Here is a 24,725-nt window from a genome sequence, read left to right on the forward strand (position 1 = left end):
CGTCTTTCAAGGATCCCCGGTGCCGCGAGGTGCGTGCCGTGGTGGCGCGAAGCGCTCAAGAACTTCCGCCACGCGCCACTAGCGGTCCCAGCAGCCAGACACAGGGGTTCCGTCACCTCGCCTCGCCGGGCGAGACTGGCACATGGACCGCCGAATGCGCTCGATCGCAGCTCCGGGCGGCACTAGGGAATCACTGATCAATGTGGGTGGATGCCAGCGTCGTTCGGGTGGTGGCCTGGCAAGGCGCCGGCGCGCGGGCAGACTGGGCGTCTTTCAAGCGTCCGGCAACGCCGCCAGGGTGCCGCCCGGGCGGCGCTGGCGCCGTCCCGGCATTGATCAGTGGTTCCCTAGGAGCCGACGGCGGGCTGGGCGGCTTACCCGAGCGGAGCGTCGCGGGTGACCGCCCGGCAGGCCGCCGTCGTCGTCCGCGACCGCGGCGAGACCTGGGCGAACCGGATGGCGGATGCGTTCACCTCGACGGGCGTGGCGCCACTGCTGGTCACGGCTCCGTGCACTGAGGCACAGCGGGAGGCGTTCCTCGAGCACTTCGACGACGTGTTCGAGGTCGAGGACCCCTTCGACAGCACGCAGCTCCACGCCGCCGCCCTCGCGCTGGCCGAGAGGACCCGTCTCGACCTGCGCGGGATGACCACGTGCTCGGACGGCGTCATCGTGCCGACCATCGCCGCCGCCCACGCGCTGGGGCTGCGTGCCGGCGGAGCCGCGGCGTTCGAGGCGGCCCGGGACAAGCACCGGATGCGCCGAGTGCTCGAACGCCACGGCTGCGCGAACCCGGCCTTCGAGCTTCTCCGGTGCCCCGACGACCTCCCCGCAGGGGCCGACCGGGTCGGGCTGCCGGCCGTGGTCAAGCCGATCTCCGGCACCGCTGGGCACGGCGTCGTCCGCGTCGAGTCGCTCGAGGAGCTCCAGGCCGGCTACGCGGCGATGGCGGCAACGCTCCACGACGAGCCTCAGCTCGCCGAGATGTACGCCGGGGCCGCCCGTCGTCGCGAGGAGGGTCAGCCGGATCCGCGCCACGCCGCCCTCCTGGAGGCCGCGCTCGTCGGCCCCGAACTGTGCGTCGACCTGGTGGTGCGAGGCGACGAGGTCGAAGTGACGCCGATCATCGACAAGTTCCTGATCGATGACCGCTTCTTCGAGTGCGGCTTCCGCCACCCGGCCTCCCTCGACGCCCGGACAGCAGCCCTGGTCGAGGCCGAGGTCCGCCGGGCGATCGGCGCACTCGGCCTGCAGGACACCGTGGCCCACGTCGAGGTCATCGTCGATGAGCGGCTCGGCCCGACCGTCGTCGAGGTGAACGCCGGGCGTCCCGGCGGCCAGCTCATCAGCGAGCTGCTGCGGCTCATCGCGGGCGTGGACATCGTGGGCGAGATGGTGTCGATCGCAGTGGGCGCCGCGCCGCCACCACGGCCGGCTCCGCCGCTGCCGATCCCGCTGGCGACCCTCTCGATCTTCCCCGACCGCGACGGACGCCTACTCGAGATCAGGGGCTTGGACGCCGTCGCCGACCTGCCCGACGTCTACGGCGTCTACCCGCTCGTCGGGCCGGGCGCCTTGCTCTCGACGGCGTTCGAGACGTTCGCCGTGGTGGTGCTGGCAGACGCCTCCGACGGCGACGACGCACTGCGGGAGCTTCGGGAGCAGGCAGTCGGGCTGGTCGAGTTCGTGGTGGAGGACGACTCCTGAGCCTGAGCCGCGCCGACGCGCCCCGATCTGATCCGCCCCGATCTGATCCGAGGAGTCAGCTCGACGCGAGCCACTCCTCGACCGAGTCGTAGCGACGCACGGCCGGGTGGAAGTAGAAGACGCTCCTGTCGGCCTCCGGGCCGAGGACCGCGATCTGGACCGACTCCCCGCGTGCCGCGCGGGCCAGCGCCGCGCCGAGCTCGACGTACATCCCGCGTCCGGGCTGGTCGGTGTCGACCACCAGCACCGCGTCTGCTCCCAGCACCGCCTCGAGGTCGGCACGCGCCACCTGCTCGGCCGCCACCGCCTGACTGCCGTAGTCGCGGAGGTCGGCGTCCGAGGCGCGGGTCCAGTCGAGGACGACCTCGTGGCCGGCCGCGACGACGGCGTCCTGCACCTCCCGGACCCGCTCGAGGTCGGCCAACGCGCCGGCGACGTAGATCCTCATCGCGTCAGACCCAGCTCTCGACCGCGATATCGACCATGCGCCGAGCCTAGAGGTCGCGTTGCTGGGATCTTGGCTCGATGGCTCCGGACGAAGAGGTGCTCAGCGGCGGCAGCACGACGGTCGTGGTGGGCGTCGCCGACACGGTACGGCGCCACACCGGACCGTGGACTCCAGCCGTGCATCGCCTGCTGGGCCAGTTGGAGTCCGCCCGCTTCGAGGGCGCGCCCCGCGTGCGAGGCATCGACGAGTCCGGTCGCGAGGTGCTGACGTTCGTCGAGGGCGAGGTGGGGACGCTGACTGCCGAGGAGCCGCTGGCGCCGTGGTTCCGGACGCCGGCGGCCTGCACCGCCGTCGGGGCGTGGATCCGCCGGTTCCAACACGTCCAGTCCGGGCTGAGGCTCGACCCCACCGAGCCGTGGCGCATGGCTCCCGGAGCCGAGCTCGCGCCGGGCGAGGTGATCGTGCACCACGACGTCTCCCCCTACAACACGGTCCGTCACCGCGACGGCGCGCTCGTGGTCCTCGACTGGGACTTCGCGCGCCCCGGTGACCCGCTCGAGGACGTCGCGTGGGCGGCGTGGCGATGGGCACCCTTGATGGCCGGCGACCGCTGGCACGCCGAGTACGGCGTCGATGTCGCCGATCAGGTCCAGGAGCGCCAGCAACGCAACCTCGCCGCCCTGCTGGCGGGCTACCGACCGACGGCGCAGCAGCGCCGCGAGCTCCCGGAGGCGATCCACGCGGCGATGACCTCCCACGCTGCGGATCTAGGGAACCACTGATCAATGTGGGTGGATGCCAGCGTCGTTCGGGTGGTGGCCTGGCAAGGCGCCGGCGCGCAGGCAGACTGGGCGTCTTTCAAGCGTCCGGCAACGCCGCCAGGGTGCCGCCCGGGCGGCGCTGGCGCCGTCCCGGCATTGATCAGGGGTTCCCTAGAGCGACTGGCGCCGGGCGACCCGGCGTTCGCGACGCTCGTCGAGCGTGGCTACGCGCGGGCCGCCCGTGAGGACGCCGCGTGGTGGTGGCGGGTGTGCTCGGTCCGATCCTGGAGGACGGTGCTCGAAGGGCCCCGGTGAGCGACTCAGCTCTCGCTCTGACCGGTCTGCTCGCGCACCGCGGCCTCGATCCGGCGCCCGGTCTCCTCATCGACGTTGCGCCAGTACTCGAAGGCCCGCTCCAGCACCTTCTCCGAGACGCCGTCGGCGAGATGACCCGCCGCGTTCGAGACGAGCCGGTCGCGGGCCGCGTCGTCCATGACCTCGCGCACCAGGGTGCCGGCTTGCCCCCAGTCGTCGTCGTCGGCATGCAGCGTGTAGGCCGCGCGGACCATCTCGCCGTCCGCGGCCCAGACCGCGTTCTCGGGGTAGCGCTGGGGGTCGGCCGCGGGACCGCCGTAGGAGTTCGGGGCGTAGACCGGGTCGGAGGCCAGGTCGATGCGCATCGCACCGTCCTTGGAGTAGCTGTTGACCTCGCTGACCGGCTTGTTCACCGGGATCTGCTGGTAATTCACCCCGAGCCGGGCGCGGTGGGCGTCGGCGTAGGAGAAGCCACGGGCCAGCAGCATCTTGTCCGGGCTGAGGCCGGTGCCCTGCACCATGTTGTTGGGCTGGAACGCCGCCTGCTCGATCTGGGAGTGGTAGTCGCTCACGTTCTTGTTCAGCGTCAGGGTGCCGACGTCGTGCAGCGGGTAGTCCGAGTGCGGCCACACCTTGGTCAGGTCGAACGGGTTGAACCGGTAGCCGGGCGCCTCGTCGAAGGGCATCACCTGGACCTTGAGCGTCCACGACGGGTGGTCGCCGCCCGCGAGCGCGTCGTAGAGGTCGCGCTGGTGGTAGTCGCCGTCGGAGCCGGCCAGCTGGTCGGCTTCCTCCTGGGTGAGGAACTCGATGCCCTGGTCGGTCTTGAAGTGGTACTTGACCCAGAACCGCTCACCCTCGCCGTTGACCCACATGTAGGTGTGCGAGGAGTAGCCGTTCATGTGCCGCCAGCTCTTCGGGATGCCGCGGTCCCCCATCAGCCAGGTGACCTGGTGTGCCGACTCCGGCGACAGCGTCCAGAAGTCCCACTGCATGTCGTGGTCGCGCAGGTTGTTGTCGACGCGGCGCTTCTGGGAGCGGATGAAGTGCTGGAACTTGAGCGGGTCGCGCAGGAAGAAGACCGGCGTGTTGTTGCCGACCATGTCGAAGTTGCCCTGCTCGGTGTAGAACTTCAGCGCGAAGCCGCGCGGGTCGCGCCAGGTGTCCGGGCTCCCCCGCTCACCGGCGACGGTGGAGTACCTCGCCAGGACGTCGGTGCGCTTGCCCGGCTGGAGGAAGTCCGCACAGGTCCAGCGGCTGACGTCCTCGGTGACCACGAACTCGCCGAACCCGCCGCCGCCCTTGGCGTGCGGCTGGCGCTCCGGGATGCGTTCGCGGTTGAAGGTGGCCATCTGCTCGAGCAGATAGTGGTCGTTGAGCACGATCGGGCCATCGGGCCCGATGGTGAGCGAGTGCTCGTCACTTGCTACCGGGATCCCGGCATCGGTGGTGGTCGGCTTCGGGCGAGATGTCACGTGGGCCTCCTGGATGATCTGCGCCGGACGACTCGGACGACGTCGGCGCGGTGGTCGGTGTCCCCTGGACCACCCTGCCACCCCTGTCGACCCGGTCAAGGAACTCACCCCTAGGGACCCACTCATCCCTAGCCCAGTTGTCGCCCGGGCTCCGGGCTGCTGCACTGTGCCGATGCGGGGCTACGAAGAGCTGGTCGCCGAGGCGGCGGCGGCCGACGTCTCCGGGTGGGGGTTCGACTGGCTCCAGGGACGCGCCACCGAGGAGCGGCCGCCCTGGGGCTACGCCCGGTTGCTGGCCGCTCGACTGGCGAACGTCGAGGCGGCCCTCGACATCGACACCGGAGGCGGTGAGGTGGTGTCCGAGGCCGCCGTGCTTCCTCCCCGGATGGTCGTCACCGAGGCCTGGGCACCCAATGCCGAACGCGCCCGCGCGCTCCTCGGGCCCCGCGGCGTCGAGGTCGTCGAGCCCGACGACGATCGGCTCCCGTTCGCGGACGCCGCGTTCGACCTGGTGACGGCACGTCATCCCGTGGCCCCGAACTGGCACGAGATCGCACGCGTGCTCAGGCCCGGTGGTCGCTACCTGGCCCAGCACGTCGGCCCCGGTTCGGCGTTCGAGCTGATCGAGTTCTTCCTGGGCCCGCTCCCGCGCCAGCGCGCCGGACGCGACCCGGTGGCCGAGACCCAGCAGGCCGAGAGCGCGGGCCTCACCATCGACCGGCTCACCACCGCCCGCTGCCGGATGGAGTTCTACGACGTCGGGGCCGTGGTCTGGACCCTGCGCAAGTGCGTGTGGTGGGTCCCCGACTTCAGTGTCGAGCGTTACGACCGGCAGCTGCGCGAGCTCGACGATCGGCTGCGGGCAGGCAGTCCGTTCGTCGCGCACTCCACGCGGCACCTCATCGAGGCGACCCGGCGCTGAGCCTGGCGATCGCGATCAGCTCGAGGGTCTCCCCCGGGACTACGGGGCCGCCGTCCCACGCCCCGCACACCTCGATGTCGACGAAACCGGCGTCGGCGAGCGAGGACCGTAGCGCCTGCTCGTCTCGGAAGGCGAGCGTGTCGACCGCGACGGCGGTGCGACCGGTGTGGAGATGCTTGGCGTGGGAGGAGTAGGTGACCGTCGGGAGCGCCACCTCGACGGTCTCGTGCCACACCTCGACCGGGCCCTCCGGCGTCTCGATCGTGCGAGCGGTGCTCTCGTGCGTCCAACCACGCCAGCGTTCCGCGGCAGGATCGCGCATCTCGAAGGCCACCACGCCGTCGGCGGCGAGCCCACCGGCGATCTCGCCGAGCGTCCGCTCCCAGTGACCATCGGCGACGAACACCTGAGACACATGGCCGGTCATGGTGACCAGGTCGGCCCAGCCCGGCTCCATCTCGGCCGCGGTCCCCTCGATCCACCGCACCGCGGTGCCCCCGGCTCGGGTGCGGGCGACGTCGAGCATGGCCGGGTCGGGATCGATGCCGACGACCTCGCGGCCGCTGACGGCGGCGAGCATGGTGGCGAGCACCCCCGTGCCGCAGCCGAGGTCGACGATCCGCGCTGCCCCCAGGTCGCGCGCCACGGCGCAGTAGAAGCGGTGGTCGTCCTCGCCGGGGTTGAGCGAGTCGTAGGCGGCGCTGAAGTCGAAGGCCATGGGGGTGGGTCGTCAGCCCCGGCCGGTCCCCTGCTCGGCCAGCGCGGCCAGCCGGTCGATAGAGGCCATGAGGTTCTCCTCGTGCGTCGCGCGAGCCCGGATCTCGCGGCGCTCGTCGTGCAGGTCGGTCCAGTCGTAGGTGTGGGTGACCGTGGTCGTGGTGTCGTCGACCGGCTCGAGCTCCCAGCGCCACAGGTGACCGGCCGGCTCCGCATCGTGATCGCCGGGACACCACGCGATCCGGCGCCCCTCATCGAACTCGACGACGCGGTTGTCGCGGACGTTGCCCTTGGTCGTCATCATCACGAACACCTCGCCGACGCCGCGGACGCGCTGCCCCTCGCTGAGCTCGACCAGGTTGTCGTTGCCGTCCCACCGAGGGTGCTGCGCCGGGTCGGCGATCAGCTCGAACAGGCTCGCCGCATCGGCGTTGATGTCGCGGCTGGCGGCAACGATCCTGGTCTCGTCCATGCGGTCATGCAACCACGGATCAGCATCAGCAGCATCCCGGCTCGGGTCCCTCTCCCCCGGACAGCCGGATCACCGAGGCCCGCCGCGGCACCCGGTCGGGGTGCTTGTAGTCCCAGTGCCCCGAAAGCCTCCACCCTCCGACGCCGTCGTGGATGGTCGGCCACGGGGTGTTCCGGATCTCCAGCGATGCACCCTCTGACCCGTGCACGCTGGTGTCGGGATAGGCCGCGTGCACCGAACGCCACCGATTGCCCAGCCCGATGCCGGTGTCGGCCAACTCCGCCCGGAGCGTGTCGTCGCTCGAGCCCCGCGATCGGGAGACCTCCCAGCCGCGCAGCGCCAGCGAGTCGGCGCTCTTGCCGCCGAAGTCGAGACACAGGCTCTGCCAGCAGGTGGTGGCGAACACGCGATAGCGCCAGCTCGGCGAGAGCGGATCGCCGGCGACCTCGTACCAACCGCGGTGGCCCTTGATGCGCACGAACTCCTTGGGAGCCGGTGCGGCGGTCGGCTCACCGAGTCGTCGGGTCAGACCGTCGACCACGCGGTCGGCCGAAGTGCCGAAGCGGTACCGGCCCACCCCCTTGCCGGAGACCGAGATCCGGGTCTCAGCCGGCGCAGCGGTAGATGCGTTCGTCGCCGCCGACGACTGGTCGCTCACCCGCCCCCCGTCGGGTTCTCGATCGGCCGCAGCCGCATCCTCGTCGGAGGCGCATCCGGCAAGCATCAGCGTCGTGGCCAGAGCGAGTGCCGCGGATCCCGCGAAGGCCGAGCGCGCCCGCCGGTCGCCGCCGCGAGCCCGCCGTAACGATCCGTTCCGCACCATCGTCATGTCTCCTCCTCAGATCGGTCCCGCCGTTACCAAGGGAGACGCAGCAATCCACTGGTTGGTTGTGCACAGACCTGACACTTTGGAGGCATGAGCCGCTACGTCGACTACCGCCCGCCGAGCCCGAGCGGTGCACCGGTCGGGCGTTGCATCGTGCTCCCGGGCCGTCAATACACCCCTGACGGGCCGCTGCTCTTCTTCGCAGCCCAGGCGGCTCTCGCCCACGGGTGGGAGGTCCGACAGGTCTGGTGGCAGGCTGAGGCCCGCGAGACCGCCGACGACGTCGACGAGATCGCCTGGGTGGGCGATCAGCTGCGGGCGGCCATCGCCGACTCCGACGGCAGGGTCCTCGTCGTCGCGAAGTCGCTCGGCACCCTGGCCGCTCCCACGGCGGCCGAGCTCGGCGTGGAGGCCGCGTGGCTCACCCCCATCCTCACCGACCCGCAGATCTCACGAGCGCTCAGCACCTACCCCGCGGCGCAGTTCACCCTGATCGGACAGCAGGACCCGTGGCTCGACAGGTCTGTGTTCGACGCGCTTCCGGGACGCACGGTGCTCGTCGAGGGCGACCACATCCTGGGTGTGCCGGGCGACGTCGTCGGCATGGTCGATGCGCACCGGGAGTTCGTGCACGCCTTCGACGACTGGCTCTCCACCCTCGCCTGAAGCTGCTCGCGACCTCTCGAACAGGTGCCGGCGGGCCGGCATCTCAGGAGACGACCTCCGGGACGTCGGAGGAGGAGTCGAGATGGCGTTCTGAGTAGCCGCCGGACGGCGCGCGCTCGATGACGCCCGACTCCTTCCCCCGCGCCTCCCGTTCCCGGTCGCGGTGCTGCAGCGAGCGACACACGGTTCGGCAGACGAAGAACGCCGCCACGGGTGCGAGCAGCACCGCGCCGCGGAGGAACCAGGTGATCTGGTTGATCGACAGGTGGAACTGCGTGGCGAGCAGGTCGTTCCCGCCCGCGGCCCACGACACGGCGTAGAAGGTCATGAGCGCGACCATGAACGACGTGCGCCCGGGTACGTCCCGTGGTCGTTGCAGCACGTGGTGTAGCCCCCGGTCGCCGGTGATCCGAGCCTCCACGAAGGGCAGGACCAGCACCACGGCCCAGAGCAGCACCGGCATCACCAGGATCGGGATGATGATGTTCCACGACAGCGTGTAGCCCGCCACGTGGGTCTCCCACGGCGGCATGATCCGCAGCAGCCCGTCCGGCCAACCGAGATACCAGTCCGGCTGGGAGCCGGCGGTCACCTGGGTGGGGTTGTAGGCGCCGTACCTCCACACCGGGTTGACGGTCAGCAGCCCGCCGAGCAGCGCGGTGACCCCGAAGACGATGAAGAGGAACCCCGCGGTCTTGGCCAGGTAGACCGGAAGGAACGGGTAGCCCACGACATTGCGCTCGGTGCGCCCCGGGCCCGCCCATTGGGTGTGCTTGTGGAAGACGACCAGCAGGACATGGGCCGTCATCAGCACCAGGATCAGCCCTGGTACCAGCAGGACATGCAGTACGTAGAACCGCGAGATCACGTCACCGCCGGGAAACTCCCCTCCGAAGAGGAACATCGAGAGGTAGGTCCCGACCACCGGCGTCGCCTTCACGAACCCGTCGGCCGCCCGGAGCCCCGTCCCAGACAGCAGGTCGTCGGGCAGCGAGTAGCCGAGGAAGCCCTCGATGGTGCCCAACAGCAGCAGCGTCGCGCCGAGCACCCACTGCACCTCGCGCGGCTTGCGGAAGGCGCCGGTGAAGTAGACGCGCAAGAGGTGGATCATCATCCCGGCGATGAACAGGTGCGCCGACCAGTGGTGCATCTGCCGCATCAGGAGCCCTCCGCGCACGTCGAAGGAGATGTCGACGGTCGAGGCGTACGCGGAGGACATGTCGACTCCGCGCAGCGGCGCATAGCTTCCGGTGTACTCGGTCTCGGTCATGCTCGGGTCGAACCAGAGGGTGAGGAAGACCCCCGTCACCAGCAGCACCACGAAGCTCCACATCGCGATCTCGCCGAAGAGGAAGGACCAGTGGTCGGGGAAGACCTTCCGCAGGTAGGGCCGGGCGACTCTGCCCAGGCCGAGCCGCTCGTCGGCCCAGCGCGCCGCGCGGCCGGACTCCCGCGGCGAGGGCACGCCACCGGACGTCGTTCGGGCCACATGTTCCAGCAATGCCTCGCCCTCCGTCTCGTGCCGGCTCCGGGCCGCCTTCGGGCCTGACATCAAGACCCCGCTCGACGTCGATCTGTGACATCGCCATGTCACAACCACGTTCCGGCCGAGGTCTCCTGCACACCGGCGCACTCGCGCGCCGAGTTCGAGGAGGTCACCATGAGCTGGTTCACAAGCCGCCGCGATCGCGCACCGACCCGCGCCGACGAGACCGTATGGGCTGCGCTGTTCGACGAGTGGGCACGTGTCGAGCACCGCGAGTCATCGGTCCGCTTCCAGGTCGGCTTCCTGTGCGACGACCGCACCGAGCCATGCGCCCGCAATCGACTGCCGTTGGTGCAGCTGGTTCCCACACCGGAGACGGCCATCGACTTCGCCGACGACTGGACAGGCTTCCCCGGTCTCGATGTCGTGCCCGACGCGCGGCGCGCGCTCACCCTGTGGGCCGCGGACCTGCTCAGCATCCGCCACCGCGATGACTGGGTCTACGTGATCGACCCCGGGCGACCCTTCCCGCCCGAGTGGCTCGAGGTACTCGCGCGCGCGACCAGGATGCGGAGGTACGGCGTCGTCTCGGCGGCGCTGTCCGGGCCCACCGAGACAGGCAGCTTCCGGGTGGCCGACCTCACCGCCGCGACGTTCACGACGCTGGTGCGCCTCGAGGATCGCCGGAGGCCCGTCGCGCGTAGACCCGGCCGGTAGCGTCGCGCGCATGGCCTACCAGCAGCGGGTACTCGTTCTCGGCGGTGGCGGAGCCGGTATCGGACGAGCGATCGTCGACCGTCTCGGCTCGACGGGCGCCGCCGTGGTGGTCGCGGATCTGACCCACGAGCGCGCCGCTGAGACCGCCGAAGCGGTGCGTACGGCGGGTGGTCGCGCCGAGGCCGTGTCGGGGGACGTGCGCTCGATCGAGGATCTCCACACGATGATCGACACCGCCGTGGACCTCCTCGGCGGACTGGACGCAATGGTCACCGTCGTAGGGGGCCAGGTGGCGTTCGTGCCCGCCGTCAGGCTCCACGAGATCCAGGACGCCGACTGGGACACCGTCTACGAGCTCAACCTGCGCTACGTCGCCCGGGCCGTCCGGCACGTCCTTCGGTTCTTCCTCGACCAGGGCTCCGGGGGCGTGATCGTCGGCGTCGGGTCGGTGACCGGCTTCATGGCCGCTCCTCGGCAAGCCGGGTACGGCGTCGCCAAGGCCGGGCTGCTGAGCCTGGCGAGGACGGTCGCCGCGGAGTACTCGGCCGACGGCATCCGGATGAACGTCGTCGCCGGGGGCGCCATCGCGACCGCCGTCGCGAACCAGGCCGGTGCCGGGGAGGACGCGTCCTGGATCGACGAGATCCCGGTCGGCCGCTACGGCCGGTCCGAGGAGATCGCCGAGGCCGTGGCCTACCTGCTCTCAGACGCCGCCGGCTACGTCACCGGGCAGCAGCTCGTGCTCGACGGCGGAGTCTCCAGCCGCGGGCCGTTCCCAGGGTGAGCGGGATCGGATCAGTCAGTGCCGGCCCCGGAGCGCGTCCGGGTCGCGCGGGCAGGTCTGGATGCCGAGCAGGAAGTAGATCGGGCAGAAGCTCAGCGTGGCGGTCAGCGTGAGCACCACAGCCACGGCGTAGAGAAGCGCCGAGACCCAGCCCAGCGGCCCCACGATGATCCCGACGACCACGAGGGCCGCAGCCAGCGCGAGCCTCAGGTAGTGGTCCAAGCGTCCCATGTTGATCCGGATCCGTCGTCCTCGTGTTTGCTCCACGAGTCATGGACGCACGAGGGGGTCGAATCGATACATCGCACGCATCGGCCTGCTTGATCGTCCATGGGAGGCTGGTGCGATGCATGACCACGCCGGTCGCCTCGCGCTCGAACGCCGCGAGACGCTCGAGCGCCTCGCCGGGCTCACCGAGGCGTTCGACGAGATCGTCGCCGCCTCCCGGGACACCAACGCCGACGACGAGCACGACCCCGAGGGCACCACGATCGCCTTCGAGCGCTCGCAGGTGGGCGCCCTGGTCGCCCAGGCACGCCGGCACCTGAGCGAGATCGACGCTGCCGAGGCTCGTCTGGCCGAGGGGCGCTACGGAGTCTGCGACGACTGCGGCGGCGAGATCGCCGAGGGCCGGCTCGACGCGCGTCCGGTGGCGCGCACCTGCATCGAGTGCGCCGGACGCAGGTCGCGCCGACGCTGACGAGCCGGGTTCGGAGTTCGCCTCACTCGAGGCGGCGCTCCTCCTCCTTCTCCAGCCGCTCCTTCTCCTCCTGACGGCGCTTCTCCTCGCGCTCGATCTCCTCTTCGCGCGGCGTCTTGTTCGTCATCGTGGGCTCCTCTCGCCCTGGAAGGCAGTACTCGCACGACCCTACGCTCACCGGGTCGATCCGCGTCACGGCACCGCGCCACACGCCCGCGTACGCCGCCTGACCCCGACCGGGGCCGTCATGGCGTTCAATGACGGCATGCGCTCTCGGACCTCTCGTCGGATTCCCGCCGTCCTCGCCACGTCCCTCGCGGCGTCCCTGGCCCTCACCGGCCTGAGCCTGCTGGGACCGCCGGCCCAGGCCCGTTCGACTCCTGACGAGGCGCCGGCGCTCGCCCCCGCTGCGGCACCGACGCGCACGGCGCCCGCGACGCCGCGCCGCGGGGCCAGGCCGCCCAGGAACGACGCGACCCGCAAGGACCTCCGGCTCACCCAGGTCTACGTCCAGACCACGGTCGACTCCGACCGCGACGGGAAGCCCGACGTCGTGCGCGTGGTCGTGGCCCGGCCGCGGCCCAAGCTGGTGAACGGGCGGAGGCTCGCCACGGTCGCCAACCCGTCGCCCTATTTCGCGTGCTGTGGGGACGCGCCCAACCACGACGTCGACGTGCCGCTTCGTGACGCCCGAGCGCACCCCGACGACGCCGATGGCTTCCTGCGCGGCTTCCGGCGCGAGGCCCTTGACTGGGCGCGACGAGGCTATGCCTACGCCCGCGTCGCATCCCTGGGGAGCAGCCGATCGACCGGTTGCCCGACCATCGGCGACGACCAGGAGACCGCAGGCATGGTCGCCTTCGTCGACTGGCTCGGCGGCCGCACGACCGCCCGGACCCCGGCTGGTCAGCCGGCCACCGCCGGGGGCTGGTCGACCGGAGTCACCGGCATGATCGGCGCCTCCTACGACGGCACGCTGCCGAACATGGCAGCCGCCACCGGAGTGCCGGGCCTCAAGGCGATCGTCCCGATCTCCGCGATCTCCTCCTGGTACGGCTACTACCGCCAGTCCGGGCTCGTGGTCGCGCCCGGGGGCTACCAGGGCGAGGACACCGACGTTCTCGCCAAGTTCAACTACACCCGTCCGAACCAGACGATCTGCCGTCCGGTGATCGCGGGCCTGGAACGCGACCAGGACCGGGTCACCGGCGACTACAGCGACTTCTGGGCCGATCGCAACCTGGTCCCGAAGGCCCACAAGGTCCGCGCCGGCGTCCTGATCGCCCATGGCTTCGGCGACACCAACGTCAAGCCCGACCAGGCAGCACGCTGGTACGCCGCCCTGCGCAAGGCAGGCGTCCCGGTCAAGATCTGGTGGGACCAGGGAGACCACGGCACGTTCGTGCCCGACCGGCTGGTCACTCGCTGGTTCGACCACTTCCTCTACGGCGTCCGCAACGGCGTCGCAGGCGGCAAGGCGGCCGCGGTCACCGACGCCGACTCACGGACCCGCTGGTACCGCACCTGGCCGCGACCAGGCTCGAAGCTGCGCACATGGACCCTGCGCTCGGGCTCGCTGGCACCGGGCGGACCTGGCACCGCCGTCCGTCGCACCTTCACCGACGACGCGTCGTTCAGCGCCGCCCAGATCTGCCGGACGCCGAACCGTCGCCATGCCCTGAGCTACCGCTCGGCCAGGCTGAAGCGTGGACTCGACCTCAGCGGGAGCCCGCGCGCCCGGCTGCGGGTCTCCTTCGACGCGCCGGCGGCGAACCTCACCGCGGCGCTGTGCGTGGTGAAGCCGAATGGCAAGGGAAGGCTGCTCACCCAGGGCTTCGCTGACCCGCGCAACGTCGGATCGATCCGAGCGCAGACCCCGCTGGCGCCCGGCCGCTTCTACTCGGTCCCGGTCGACCTCCAACCGGTCGACCGCGCTCTCGAGCCGGGCTCCCGCGTCGTCCTGGTCGTGATGTCTAGCGACCACGACTTCACCCTCCGGCCGCCCGCCGGCACCCGGGTCACCCTGGACCCGCGCCAGAGCCGGGTCCGGCTGCCGATCGTGCGCTAGTCGACCTTCGGCGCGCGCGGGCGCCTGGCGCAGGAGGTTGAGCAAGCCGGGAGGGCGAGGAACGAGCCCGACCGGCGCCGACGAAACCTCGCAACCGATCTCGGAAACGCTGGCAAGGCACGGTTGCCGGGGTTTCGTCAGCGCTCGCTTGCGGAGGGTTTCGTCGGCGCTTGCTTGCTCAACGTCCGGAGTCGGTGAGCACGGGTTCAGATCTCCTTCAGGGCCACCGCCTACCATCGCCGCATGGCGCAGCGTCCTCTCCTTCGCACCGGCTCCGTCCTCGCAGCACTCGTGCTCCTCGCAGGCCTCGCGGCCTGTGGCGACCAGACCGACGACGGTTCCAACGACGGGGGCAGCGACTCCAAGCCCAGCAGCGGCGCGGACGCCGGCCAGACCCACGCCCCTCACCCGGAGAACCCCGACGGCGCGCCCTGCCAGTACGTATCGGGCGGCGAGGCGGCCAAGAAGGTCGACCCGCCGGCCGACAAGGCCGCCTACACCGGGTCGGTCCAGGTGACCATCCAGACCAACCAGGGCGACATCCCCGCCACCCTGGACGCCGCGGCGGCGCCGTGCACGGTCAACTCGTTCACCTCGCTGGCCAGCCAGGGCTACTACGACGACACGCCGTGCCATCGCCTCACGACGCAGGGCATCTTCGTGCTCCAGTGCGGCGACCCGACCGGATCCAGTGCCGGCGGCCCCGGCTACTCCTTCCCTGATGAGCTGAGCGGCTCCGAGACCTACCCGGCCGGCACGCTCGCGATGGCCAACGCGGGCCCGGACACCAACGGCTCGCAGTTCTTCGTCGTCTACGAGGACACGCCGCTCCCTCCCAGCTACACGGTCTTCGGGAAGATCGGCGACGACGGCCTCAAGGTCGTGCGTGACATCGCAGCCAAGGGTGTCGACAGCGGTGCGTCAGACGGTGCGCCCGCCGAGACGGTCACGATCGACTTCGTCGACGTCGGCAAGGCCACCGACGGCCCGCCGGCGTCGGAGTCCACCACCGACCCCGCGTCGGCCACCTGCACCTACCAGCCCGACGGCAGCCAGTCCGAGCTCGCACCGCCCCCGGCGGACCCGGGCGAGCCCGACGACGTCTCGGTCAGGATCAAGTCCAGCGTCGGCAAGCTCGACCTCAGCCTCGACGGGGCTGCGGCACCGTGCACCGTCAACTCCTTCAGCTACCTGGCCGAGCAGGGCTTCTACAACGGCACCTCGTGCCACCGGCTCACCACCTCGAGCATCTTCGTGCTGCAGTGCGGCGATCCCGACGGAACCGGCAGGGGCGGTCCCGGATACTCCTTCGCCGACGAGCTGACGGGCAAGGAGACCTACCCCGCCGGCACGCTCGCCATGGCAAACGCCGGCCCCGGCACCAACGGCTCGCAGTTCTTCATCGTCTACAAGGACACCAAGCTTCCCGCGAAGTACACCGTCTTCGGCTCGGTGTCGCCGGCCACCTTGAAGGCGGTCAAGGACGTCGCGGCGGCAGGGGTCGCCGACGGCAGTGTCGACGGCGCGCCGAAGACGAAGGTCACGTTCGAGAAGGTGACGGTGGGCTGAGCTCGTAGGCGACGTCGCTGCCGAGACCGACGGTCCGCGACACGGTGCAGATCCGGTCGTGGGTCTGAGCCAGGACGCGCGGCAGGATCGCCCGCGCGGCATCGCCGGCCTCGCCCTCGGGGAACACCGTCTCGAACAGCAGCCGGAGGTCGGTCATCCGTCCGCCGGTCTCGTCGCGCACCTTGTGTCCCTCCGCGACGACGTCGAAGGAGACGGGCTCGGCGCGGCGGGAGGTCAGCTCCTCGACGTTGATCGCCGCGCAACCGGCCAGCGCGGCCAGCAACAGCTCGACCGGGCTGAAGTCGGTGTCCGCGCTGCCGACCTCGATCGTGCCGCCGGCGGCATTGGTGATCCGGAACTGTCCCGGACCCACGCGGGTCAGGGTGACCGCACGCCGGGTGTCGGTCGGGGTGGCTGGCTGGTTGGGGCTGGTCATCGGGCCAGCCTGACATGCCGAGGACGCGTCTCACGGCGCGGTCGTCCTCAAGGCGCCCGGCTCGGGCACCGAGAATCGAGACATGCACCGCCGCCCCTCGGAGCCCCCAAGCCGGTCGATCCATCCGCTGGCGCTGGTCCTGGCCGTGCTGATCTCCCTGGCCGCGCTGGCACCGGTCGCCTCCCCGTCGTCCGCGAGCCCGCGGGTCGTCGCGGCGTCCTCGGCCGGTGCGAGTGATGCGTCGTCGCAGAGCCGCGCTTCCGCACCCACCCGGGTCGAGCGCGTCGTGCGGATCGTCAACCGGGTCCGCGCCCGGGCTCGCACCTGCGGCGACACCCGCTTCGCCGGGGTCCCTCCGGTGCGCCGGCATGCCAAGCTCGAGCGGGCGGCCGGGCGATACGCGCGTCTGATGGCCTCACGCAACTTCTTCTCCCACACCGGACCCGACGGCAGTGGTCCCGGCGACCGCATCACCCGGGCGGGCTATCGCTGGAGCAGCTACGGCGAGAACATCGCCGCGGGCCAGACCACACCCGTCGCTGTGGTGCAGGCGTGGGTCGAAAGCCCCGGGCACTGCGAGATCCTGATGGGCCGCTACGCCGAGATCGGGGTGGGGTACGCCTTCGACGCCGACGCCGACTACCAGCGCTACTGGGTCCTCGACCTCGGCACCCGGAGGCGGGGCTAGTCTCCGTGGCATGAGCGTCGCGTCGTCCCGCAGCCTCAAGCACACCGAAGCCCTCGAGCGGAAGGAACTGCTCGACGTCACCTCCTACGACGTCGCGCTCGACCTCGCCGCCGACGAGGAGACCTTCGGCTCGGTCACCACGATCACCTTCGAGAGCGGGGGCGGCCCGACCTTCGTCGACCTCAAGCCGGTGGCGGTCCGCTCGGCGAGACTCAACGACCGCGAGCTCGACGTCGACCTGCTCCGCGACGGGCGCCTGCCCATCGACACCGTCTCCGGCACCAACGTGCTGGTGGTCGACGCGGTGATGCCCTTCCGCAATGACGGCGAGGGCCTGCACCGCAGCGTCGACGGCGCCGACGGCCGTCACTACGTCTACGGCATGTCGTTCATGGACGCCGCCCCGACCGTCTTCGCCTGCTTCGACCAGCCCGACCTCAAGGCGCCGTACACGATGCGCGTGCGAGCTCCGCGCGAGTGGGTCGTCGTGGGCAACGCGCCGGCGTCGCGGGTCGAGGAGGACGCCGAGGCCGCCGACTGGCTGATCGGCCCGACTCGGCCGCTCTCGACGTACTTCGTCACCGTGGTCGCCGGTCCCTACCACGTGATCCGCGACGAGCACGACGGCATCCCGCTCGGTCTCAGCAGCCGGCAGAGCCTCGCCGCGCACCTCGACAAGGACGCCGACGAACTCCTCACGATGACGCGGCAGTGCTTCGACGAGTTCCACCGCCTGTTCGGGGTCCGCTACCCGTTCGGCGACTACCACCAGGCGTTCGTGCCCGAGTTCAACGCCGGGGCGATGGAGAACCCCGGCTGCGTCACCTTCCGCGACCAGCTCGTCTTCGACTCGCGAGTGACCCGCGGCTCGCGGATCCAGCGGGCCACCACAGTGGCTCACGAGATGGCACACCAGTGGTTCGGCAACCTCACGACACCGGCCTGGTGGGACGACCTATGGCTCAACGAGTCCTTCGCCGAGTACCTCGGCAACCGGGTCACCGCCGACGTCACCGAGTACGGCGACGCATGGACCCACGTGTCGTGGGCCCGCCGCCAGTGGGGTCTGCGCGCCGACCAGCGCCCCACCACCCATCCGGTGGCGGGAAACGGCGCCGCGGACGCCGTCGCGGCCCTCCAGAGCTTCGACGGGATCTCCTACGCCAAGGGCTCCAGCATCCTGCGCCAGCTGTGCACCAGCCTGGGCGACGACATCTTCTTCAAGGGCGTGATCGACCACTTCGAGAAACACCCCTACGGCAACGCCACCATGTACGACCTGTTCGAGAGCTGGGAGCGGACCGGAGCAGCCGACCTGTCCCCCGTCGTCGACGAGTGGCTTCGCAAGGCCGGCCCCGATGTCGTCCGTTACGACCGCGACCGCGCGGTGCTTCTGCGGGAGCCACCCGCCGACCTGCCGGCCGACCGCCGGCACCGGCTCGACGTCGTCTCCCTCGACCGGGGCCGGCCCGCCGCGGTCCCGGTCACCATCGACGGGCCCCAGACCGCCGTCGCCGGCGCCCCCACGACCGGCGCGATCCTCATCGACCCGCACGAGGAGAGCTGGGGCGTCTACGTGCCCGACGAGCAGACCGTCGCCGCACTCGTGACCGAGCTCCCCGCGATCGATGATCCCCAGGTGCACGCCGGCGCCTGGAACAACCTCAAGAGCGGGTTCGCCGCGGGAGCCATCGCCCCCGACCGGCTCGTCGACGTCCTCGTCGCGGCGCCGCCGATCGAGGACAGCGAGGACACGCTCCGGCACACCATGCCCTGGGTGCTCGGGGAGGTGATCCCGGCGGCGACGCCCGGGTCGCTCGCCCGGTTCCACGAGTCCGTGCTCGAGAGCCTCTCGCGACAGGAGGCCGGCTCGGAGCTCCAGCTCTCGGCCTTCCGCGCCGCGATCTCGACGGCCGGCTCGGAGGCTGAGCTGCGCGACTGGCTGGCGGCGACCCCGGAGGGGATCACGCTCGACGACGACCTGCGCTGGCGGGTGCTCACGACACTCGCGGTCCTCGGCGCGACCGACCGCGCCGAGCTGGACGCCGCCCTGGCGGCCGTGCCGGGGTCCGGGAACGCCGTCCACCACACCCGCGCCGTCGCCTCGCTCCCCGACGCCGCCGCGAAGGCCTGGGCGTGGGACCGCTTCACCGGGGCCGCGAAGGCCACGAACTACGAGATCGACGCGGCAGGGCGTGGCCTGTGGCGGGGCGGTCAGCGCGAGCTGACGGCGCCCTACGTCGCCGAGTACGTCACCGCGCTGCCTCGCACCAGCGAGGTCCGCAGCGGCTGGATCCTGGCCCTGGCCACCGAGGCCTTCTTCCCACGCTCCCACGTCGACGCCGCCTCGCTCGCGCTGCTCCGCCCGCTGCTCGAGCCGGGCACGCTCGAGCCGGCCGTGGCCAAGCGGGTCAGCGACGAGATCGACAACCTCGAGAAGGCGCTGGAGATCCGCGCCCGCTACCCGGTCGCCGATGCCTGAGTCCGATCTGCCCCGCCGGCCCGGCCCGTCGGTGCGCCTGCGGGTCACCGAGCTCACCGCGCCCGACGGCGTCCGCGAGCGCGAGGACCGGGTGATCACCGAGGAGCCGCTCGAGATCCGGCTCGCCTGGCCCGAGGCCCACGCGCAGCGGGCGTGGGTCACGATGCGCACGCCCGGACACGACTTCGAGCTCGCCACGGGCTGGGTCTTCCACGAGGGGCTGGCCCCCCGTGTCGAGCGGGTGGCCTACTGCACCGACACCACCCTGCGGCGCGAGCAGGAGTTCAACGTCGTCACCGTGACCCTCGATGCCGCGCCGACGTCGCTCCCCCACCAGCACGAGGCACTCTCGGCCGGGTCCTCGGCGTGCGGCGTGTGCGGCACCGACAGCGTGAGCACCGCTCTCAATCGGACGCCGACCGTGCTGCCCTGGGATGGCCCGCTGCCCGACGTCGACGTCATCCGGGGTCTGCCGGACGCGATGCGCGCCCAGCAGTCCCTGTTCGCGCGCACCGGCGGCGCCCACGCCGCCGCCCTCGCGACCGCCACGGGCGAGTTGCTGGTCGTCCGCGAGGACGTCGGGCGCCACAACGCGGTCGACAAGGTGACCGGCGCTCGACTGCTCGCGGGTCTCCCTCCCGGCGAGGCCTGCCTGGTCGTCAGCGCCCGGGCCGGCTTCGAGCTGGTGCAGAAGGCGGTCGCGGCCGGCACCGGGTCCCTCGTCGCCGTCGGGGCACCCACCAGCCTCGCCGTCGACCTGGCCCGCCGGGCGGGTCTGGCGCTGTTCGGGTTCACCGACGCCGACCGCACGGTGCGCTACTCCTGAATGACGCCGCGTGCCGGAGGTTGAGCACGCGAACGCCAGCGAGCGCCGGCTCGTTCCTCGCCCTCCCGCTTGCTCAAGCTCCGCGTGCCTGGGAGGCGTCGTGAGGTTTCGTCGCTGGAATCCCGCCTCGCTCGGGCGCGCGTCCACCGCGCTGTCGGTGCCCCCGCCTACCGTGGCGGCATGCGCATCCTCCACACCTCCGACTGGCACCTGGGCCGGTCGTTCCACCGTGAGGGGATGCTGGGCCCGCAGGCCCGATTCGTCGACCACCTGCTCGAGGTCGTCGAGTCCGAGCGGGTCGACCTGGTCGTCGTCGCCGGCGATGTCTACGACCGTGCGCTCCCGCCGGTCGACGCCGTCCGCCTGGCCGACGAGACCCTGGTCCGCCTGGCGCGCTCGCGTGCCACCGTGGTGCTCAGCAGCGGCAACCACGACTCCGCGCAGCGGCTCGGGTTCTCCGCTCGGCTCATCGACGCCGCCGGCGTCCACCTGCGTACCGACCTCGCCGGCGTCGGCACGCCGGTCGTCGTCCACGACGACGCCGGCCCGGTCGCCGTCCACGCGATCCCCTACCTCGACCCGCACGCGGTCGCCGACCCATGGGGGCTCGACCAGCGTTCGCACCAGGCGGCGCTCACCGAGGCGATGCATCGCATCCGCACCGACCTCGGCGCCCGCACCGGCACACGCTCGGTGGTCCTCGCCCACGCCTTCGTGGCCGGGGCCCAGCCCTCCGACTCCGAGCGCGACATCAGCGTCGGCGGGGTGGCGCGGGTGCCCACCTCGGTCTTCGACGGCATCGACTACGTCGCACTGGGCCATCTCCACGGCGCCCACGTCCTCGACGACCACATCCGCTACAGCGGGTCGCCGTTGGCCTACTCGTTCTCCGAGGCCTCCCACCGCAAGGGCAGCTGGCTGGTCGACCTCGCCGCCGACGCCACGGTGCACGCCGAGTTCGTCGAGGCGCCGGTGCCGCGGCCGCTCGCCCGGCTGCGCGGGACCCTCGAGGAGCTCTTGGCCGACCCGGCCCATGCGATCCACGAGGACGCCTGGGTGGAGGCCACCCTCACCGACGAGTCGCGTCCCCTCGACGCGATGGACCGCCTGCGCCGCCGCTTCCCGCACACCCTCATGCTCGCCTTCGCGACCAGCCGGGCTGCCGTCGGTGCTCCCGGAGCGTCGCTGGCCTCCGGGCGGACCGACCGCGACATCGCCAGGGAGTTCCTGCGCGAGCTGCGCGGCATCGAGCCCGACCCGGCCGAGCTCGCCGAGCTCTACCGCGCGGTGGATGCCTGCTGCGCGGACCCCGACGCCGACACCCTGGTCGGCGCGGCGTCCGGGGAGGGCGGCACGTGAGGCTGCACCATCTCGAGATCCAGGCCTTCGGTCCCTTCGCCGGCACCGTCGCCGTCGACTTCGACCGGCTCTCCGAGGCCGGGCTGTTCCTGCTCTCGGGCGCCACCGGGGCCGGCAAGACCAGCGTGCTCGACGCCGTCTGCTTCGCTCTCTACGGCGATGTGCCCGGCGATCGGAGCCAGGCCAAGCGGCTCCGCTCCGACCGCGCCGATCCGGCCACCCCGCCCCGAGTCACCCTCGAGGCGACCCTGAGTGGTCGCCGGTTCAAGATCGTCCGCTCGCCGGCCTGGGAGCGGGCCAAGAAGCGCGGCACCGGGGTCACCACCGAGCAGGCCCGGGTCGCCCTCTCCGAGCGCGTCGGCCAGGACTGGCAGCCGCTGTCGAGCCGTCTCGACGAGACCGGCGACCAGATCTCCCGACTGCTCGGCCTCGACCTGGCGCAGTTCACGCAGGTCGCGCTGCTTCCGCAAGGACGCTTCCAGGCTTTCCTGCGCGCCAAGTCCGACGAGCGCCACCGACTGCTCCAGCAGCTCTTCCACACCGGCCGTTTCGAGGCGGTGGAGCGCTGGCTGCGCGACCGGCGTCTCGCGCTCGGACGAGAGTCGGCCGTGGGCCACCAGCGCCTCGCCGACGTCGTGAGCCGGGTCAGCGAAGCAGCGGGAGCGCCGCTGCCGGAGACCCTCGACGTCCACGATCTCGCCCCGGCCGTCGACGACGACACGCTGCGCCCATGGGTCGCCGACGCGCTCGCCATGGCGACCGACGCCGGCGAGCGCGCCGCCTCGACCCTCGAGGACGCCGGCCGGCACGAGGCCTCCGCTCGCGCAGCGCTGGAGGCCGCTCGCGCCGACGTCGCGCGGCGCGAGCGCCTCGTGGCGGCCCGGCGGGAGCACGAGTCCCTGATGGCGCGCTCGGCCGACCAGGCCGCCGACGTCGTCCGCCTCGACGCCGCCCGGCGCGCGGCGGTCCTGATGCCCTGGCAGCTCGGAGCGCAGACGGCCGAGGCCGACGCAGCCGCTGCCCGAGCCGACTCCGACGCGGCCCTCGGCCGCGTCGCCGCGGCTCTCGGCGAGGACGTCGAGGTCGGCGCGCTCGCGAGCCTCGCCGAGCGGGAGGTCGCCGCGGCGTCCGCGGTCGAGGCCATGCGCCCCCGAGTCGATCGTCTCCGCGAGATCCGACGTGCCCAGCAGCACCACAGCGAGCGTCGCGCGCGGCTCGCGGTCGACCTCGACCGGATCGACCAGGAGCGTGCCAAGCGACCCGCACGGCTGGAGGCGCTGCGCGACGAGCTCGCCACGGCCCGCGGTGAGGCGGCCGACCTCGACAAGCTCACCGCAGCCGCCCAGGACGCACGCACCCGGCTCGACGCGCACGAGCAGGCGGCAACCCTGCACCCGCAGCTGCAGGACGCCCGCGAGCTGTGGCTCACCGCGCGGGAGGAGACGCTGCGGTGCAAGGATCAGGCTCTGGCCGTGCAGGCCGCACGGATCGAGGGCATGGCCGCCGAGCTCGCCGGAGCCCTCGTCGTCGGCGCCTGCTGCCCGGTGTGCGGCTCGGGAGAGCACCCCGCGAAGGCCAGCGCGGCGCCCGGCGCTCCCGACGCCACCGCCGAGAAGGCGGCGCGGGCAGCGGTCGACGATGCGGCCGCAGCCGAGGTCGCCCACGACCAGCAGGTCCGCGGACTCGAGCAGGCCCTCGCCGCAGCGGAGGCGAAGGCGGGTGAGGAGTCACCCGCAGCCCTCTCCGCCCGGCTGGCCGACCTGCAGGCGGGCCTGGGTGCTGCGCACCGCGCCTCGGCGCGGCTCCCCGACCTGGAGACCAGGCTCGCGTCGGAGGAGCGGGCGGCCGCCGACCTGGAGGCCCGCGCCACCGAGCTCCAGGGTGAGGACCGCCGAGCCGCCGACGAGCACGCCCGCCTCGCCGAGGAGGCGGACCGCCTGACCATCGAGGTCGAGCGGGTCGCCGGCGTCGCCGAACCCGATCTCGACGCCCTGGTCGACCGCCATCGTCGGCGGGCCGAGCTGTGTCGAGAGGCGACCCGATGGTCCGAGGCGGCCGAGGCGGCCGCCCGCATCCACGACGTGGCGCTGCGGGGTCTGGAGGAGGCGCTGCTCGAGGCGCGGTTCACCACGGTCGACGATGCGCAGGCGGCCTGTCTCGACGCCGCTGAGATCGATCGTCTCGAGGAGTCGGTCGCCCGGCACGAGCGCCGACTCGCCGCCGTCACCGAGGTGCTGCGCCAGGCCTCGTCCGACGAGGTCGACGAGCACACCCCGCTGCCCGACGTCGACCTCCTCGCCGCCGAGCACGCCACGGCCCTGCGGTCGCTGCGCGCCGCCGACGCCACCGCCACCCGACTGACCCTCCAGGTCACGCGACTCACCGGACTGCTCGACACTCTCGACGATGCCCTGGCCGCCTGGGCGCCGGTGCGTCGCGACCACGCCGTCCTGACCCGACTCTCGGCGTTCGTGGAGGGCAAGTCGGCCGACAACCTGCTCAAGATGCGGCTGTCCGCCTACGTGCTCGCCTACCGCCTCTCGCAGGTGGTGGCGGCGGCCAACGAGCGGCTAGCCACGATGAGCGACCGCCGCTACTCCCTGGAGCACACCGGCCAGCGCGGTGCCGGCGAGTCCCGCGGCGGCCTGAGCCTGCTGATCCGCGACGACTGGTCCGGCGAGCGCCGCGACCCGGTCACGCTCTCGGGGGGCGAGACCTTCGTGGTCTCCCTGGCTCTCGCGCTCGGTCTCGCCGACGTGATCTCCCAGGAGGCCGGCGGCGCAGCCCTCGACACCCTCTTCGTCGACGAGGGCTTCGGCTCCCTCGACGCCGACACCCTCGACGACGTCATGGACACCCTCGACTCGCTGCGCGACGGCGGCCGGGTCGTCGGCGTCGTCAGCCACGTCGCCGAGATGCGCGACCGGATCCCCACCCAGCTCCGCGTCGTCAAGCACCGCCAAGGCTCCACCCTCTCCCTCCACCGCTGAGACCCGGAGGTTGAGCAAGCTCCCGACCGCCCCCGCGAACCCTGGCAGCGACGGTTGCCGGGGTTTCGTCAGCGCTCGCTGGCGCTCGCTTGCTCAACCTCCGGCCGCGGCCAGCCCTCGGAGGTTGAGCAAGCTGGCGGGCGAGGAACGAGCCTGACAGCGCCGACGAAACCTCGCGACACTCCTCGGAAGCGCTGGCAGGGACGGTTGCCGGGGTTTCGTCGGCGCTCGCTGGCTGTTCTATACCGCGAGGTTGGTGACACCGGGGGTGCGGGTGACTGGGGGTCTTCCGGCTAGTGCGGTGTGGGGTC

At 71.8% G+C, this 24,725-nt stretch carries 22 protein-coding genes; 14 read left to right on the forward strand and 8 right to left on the reverse strand.

The window, feature by feature from the left end:
• The first annotated feature begins 396 nt into the window (after nucleotides 1-396).
• A complete protein-coding gene (locus tag WMR31_RS21830) occupies nucleotides 397-1,707 on the forward strand; it encodes an ATP-grasp domain-containing protein (RefSeq protein WP_340541050.1) in 1,311 nt (436 codons plus the stop codon).
• Between the two features lie 55 nt (nucleotides 1,708-1,762).
• Here the strand turns inward: WMR31_RS21830 and WMR31_RS21835 are convergent, their stop codons facing one another.
• Nucleotides 1,763-2,155: a nucleoside 2-deoxyribosyltransferase gene (locus tag WMR31_RS21835; protein WP_340541051.1), complete on the reverse strand. Its 393-nt coding sequence runs from the start codon at nucleotides 2,153-2,155 to the stop codon at nucleotides 1,763-1,765.
• A gap of 77 nt (nucleotides 2,156-2,232) precedes the next feature.
• Between WMR31_RS21835 and WMR31_RS21840 the strand changes: the two genes are divergently transcribed.
• Nucleotides 2,233-2,937 carry a phosphotransferase family protein gene (locus tag WMR31_RS21840; RefSeq protein ID WP_340541052.1) on the forward strand — a complete coding sequence of 235 codons (705 nt, stop codon included), beginning with the start codon at nucleotides 2,233-2,235 and terminating at the stop codon, nucleotides 2,935-2,937.
• Between the two features lie 299 nt (nucleotides 2,938-3,236).
• On the opposite strand, the gene WMR31_RS21845 is transcribed toward WMR31_RS21840, so the two are convergent.
• Nucleotides 3,237-4,706, reverse strand: coding sequence for a catalase (locus tag WMR31_RS21845; RefSeq protein WP_340541053.1), 1,470 nt, complete (start codon nucleotides 4,704-4,706; stop codon nucleotides 3,237-3,239).
• A 172-nt stretch (nucleotides 4,707-4,878) separates the two neighbouring features.
• Between WMR31_RS21845 and WMR31_RS21850 the strand changes: the two genes are divergently transcribed.
• The gene (locus WMR31_RS21850) at nucleotides 4,879-5,628 is read left to right on the forward strand and encodes a class I SAM-dependent methyltransferase (protein ID WP_340541054.1); all 750 of its coding nucleotides are present in this window, start codon (nucleotides 4,879-4,881) and stop codon (nucleotides 5,626-5,628) included.
• On the opposite strand, the gene WMR31_RS21855 is transcribed toward WMR31_RS21850, so the two are convergent.
• From WMR31_RS21855 to WMR31_RS21865, 3 genes are read right to left on the reverse strand one after another with little or no spacing between them, the layout of a single operon-like run.
• Nucleotides 5,606-6,346 carry a class I SAM-dependent methyltransferase gene (locus WMR31_RS21855; RefSeq protein WP_340541056.1) on the reverse strand — a complete coding sequence of 247 codons (741 nt, stop codon included), beginning with the start codon at nucleotides 6,344-6,346 and terminating at the stop codon, nucleotides 5,606-5,608. The genes WMR31_RS21850 and WMR31_RS21855 overlap by 23 nt on opposite strands.
• Before the next feature lie 12 nt (nucleotides 6,347-6,358).
• Entirely contained in the window at nucleotides 6,359-6,817 is a 459-nt protein-coding gene (locus tag WMR31_RS21860; protein WP_340541057.1) for an SRPBCC family protein, read from the reverse strand.
• Nucleotides 6,818-6,842: 25 nt separating this feature from the next.
• Entirely contained in the window at nucleotides 6,843-7,646 is an 804-nt protein-coding gene (locus WMR31_RS21865; protein WP_340541058.1) for a hypothetical protein, read from the reverse strand.
• A gap of 87 nt (nucleotides 7,647-7,733) precedes the next feature.
• On the opposite strand from WMR31_RS21865, the gene WMR31_RS21870 reads away from it, so the two are divergent.
• Nucleotides 7,734-8,309: a hypothetical protein gene (locus WMR31_RS21870; RefSeq protein ID WP_340541059.1), complete on the forward strand. Its 576-nt coding sequence runs from the start codon at nucleotides 7,734-7,736 to the stop codon at nucleotides 8,307-8,309.
• A 43-nt stretch (nucleotides 8,310-8,352) separates the two neighbouring features.
• On the opposite strand, the gene qcrB is transcribed toward WMR31_RS21870, so the two are convergent.
• Entirely contained in the window at nucleotides 8,353-9,774 is a 1,422-nt protein-coding gene (gene qcrB / locus WMR31_RS21875; RefSeq protein WP_340541060.1) for a cytochrome bc1 complex cytochrome b subunit, read from the reverse strand.
• Between the two features lie 195 nt (nucleotides 9,775-9,969).
• Between qcrB and WMR31_RS21880 the strand changes: the two genes are divergently transcribed.
• Complete coding sequence (locus WMR31_RS21880; protein WP_340541061.1) at nucleotides 9,970-10,512, forward strand: hypothetical protein; 543 nt, start codon at nucleotides 9,970-9,972, stop codon at nucleotides 10,510-10,512.
• 10 nt (nucleotides 10,513-10,522) lie between these two features.
• Complete coding sequence (locus WMR31_RS21885) at nucleotides 10,523-11,296, forward strand: SDR family NAD(P)-dependent oxidoreductase (RefSeq protein WP_340541062.1); 774 nt, start codon at nucleotides 10,523-10,525, stop codon at nucleotides 11,294-11,296.
• A gap of 15 nt (nucleotides 11,297-11,311) precedes the next feature.
• Here WMR31_RS21885 and WMR31_RS21890 read toward each other — a convergent pair whose 3' ends face one another.
• Nucleotides 11,312-11,527: a YgaP family membrane protein gene (locus WMR31_RS21890; protein ID WP_340541063.1), complete on the reverse strand. Its 216-nt coding sequence runs from the start codon at nucleotides 11,525-11,527 to the stop codon at nucleotides 11,312-11,314.
• A 115-nt stretch (nucleotides 11,528-11,642) separates the two neighbouring features.
• On the opposite strand from WMR31_RS21890, the gene WMR31_RS21895 reads away from it, so the two are divergent.
• The 3 genes from WMR31_RS21895 (at nucleotide 11,643) to WMR31_RS21905 (ending at nucleotide 15,633) form a co-directional block, all read left to right on the forward strand.
• Nucleotides 11,643-11,996 carry a TraR/DksA family transcriptional regulator gene (locus tag WMR31_RS21895; RefSeq protein WP_340541064.1) on the forward strand — a complete coding sequence of 118 codons (354 nt, stop codon included), beginning with the start codon at nucleotides 11,643-11,645 and terminating at the stop codon, nucleotides 11,994-11,996.
• Nucleotides 11,997-12,261: 265 nt separating this feature from the next.
• Nucleotides 12,262-14,064: a CocE/NonD family hydrolase gene (locus tag WMR31_RS21900; protein ID WP_340541065.1), complete on the forward strand. Its 1,803-nt coding sequence runs from the start codon at nucleotides 12,262-12,264 to the stop codon at nucleotides 14,062-14,064.
• 243 nt (nucleotides 14,065-14,307) lie between these two features.
• On the forward strand, nucleotides 14,308-15,633 hold the full coding sequence (locus tag WMR31_RS21905) for a peptidylprolyl isomerase (RefSeq protein ID WP_340541066.1): 1,326 nt from the start codon (nucleotides 14,308-14,310) through the stop codon (nucleotides 15,631-15,633).
• Here the strand turns inward: WMR31_RS21905 and WMR31_RS21910 are convergent.
• Nucleotides 15,605-16,069, reverse strand: coding sequence for an OsmC family protein (locus WMR31_RS21910; RefSeq protein ID WP_340541067.1), 465 nt, complete (start codon nucleotides 16,067-16,069; stop codon nucleotides 15,605-15,607). The two genes, WMR31_RS21905 and WMR31_RS21910, sit on opposite strands and share 29 nt — an antisense overlap.
• An 82-nt stretch (nucleotides 16,070-16,151) precedes the next feature.
• On the opposite strand from WMR31_RS21910, the gene WMR31_RS21915 reads away from it, so the two are divergent.
• The 5 genes from WMR31_RS21915 to WMR31_RS21935 all read left to right on the forward strand — a co-directional run bounded on the left by WMR31_RS21915 (nucleotide 16,152) and on the right by WMR31_RS21935 (nucleotide 24,414).
• The gene (locus tag WMR31_RS21915) at nucleotides 16,152-16,757 is read left to right on the forward strand and encodes a CAP domain-containing protein (RefSeq protein ID WP_340541068.1); all 606 of its coding nucleotides are present in this window, start codon (nucleotides 16,152-16,154) and stop codon (nucleotides 16,755-16,757) included.
• A gap of 10 nt (nucleotides 16,758-16,767) precedes the next feature.
• Entirely contained in the window at nucleotides 16,768-19,239 is a 2,472-nt protein-coding gene (gene pepN, locus WMR31_RS21920) for an aminopeptidase N (RefSeq protein ID WP_340541069.1), read from the forward strand.
• Nucleotides 19,232-20,065 carry a formate dehydrogenase accessory sulfurtransferase FdhD gene (locus WMR31_RS21925; protein ID WP_340541070.1) on the forward strand — a complete coding sequence of 278 codons (834 nt, stop codon included), beginning with the start codon at nucleotides 19,232-19,234 and terminating at the stop codon, nucleotides 20,063-20,065. Before pepN ends, WMR31_RS21925 begins: the two co-directional genes overlap by 8 nt.
• A 180-nt stretch (nucleotides 20,066-20,245) precedes the next feature.
• Nucleotides 20,246-21,424, forward strand: coding sequence for an exonuclease SbcCD subunit D (locus tag WMR31_RS21930; protein ID WP_340541071.1), 1,179 nt, complete (start codon nucleotides 20,246-20,248; stop codon nucleotides 21,422-21,424).
• Complete coding sequence (locus WMR31_RS21935; RefSeq protein ID WP_340541072.1) at nucleotides 21,421-24,414, forward strand: AAA family ATPase; 2,994 nt, start codon at nucleotides 21,421-21,423, stop codon at nucleotides 24,412-24,414. The genes WMR31_RS21930 and WMR31_RS21935 overlap by 4 nt, the downstream gene beginning before the upstream one ends.
• Nucleotides 24,415-24,725: the final 311 nt, after the last annotated feature.

The organism is Nocardioides epinepheli (assembly GCF_037936805.1).
Taxonomy (GTDB): Bacteria; Actinomycetota; Actinomycetes; order Propionibacteriales; family Nocardioidaceae; genus Nocardioides.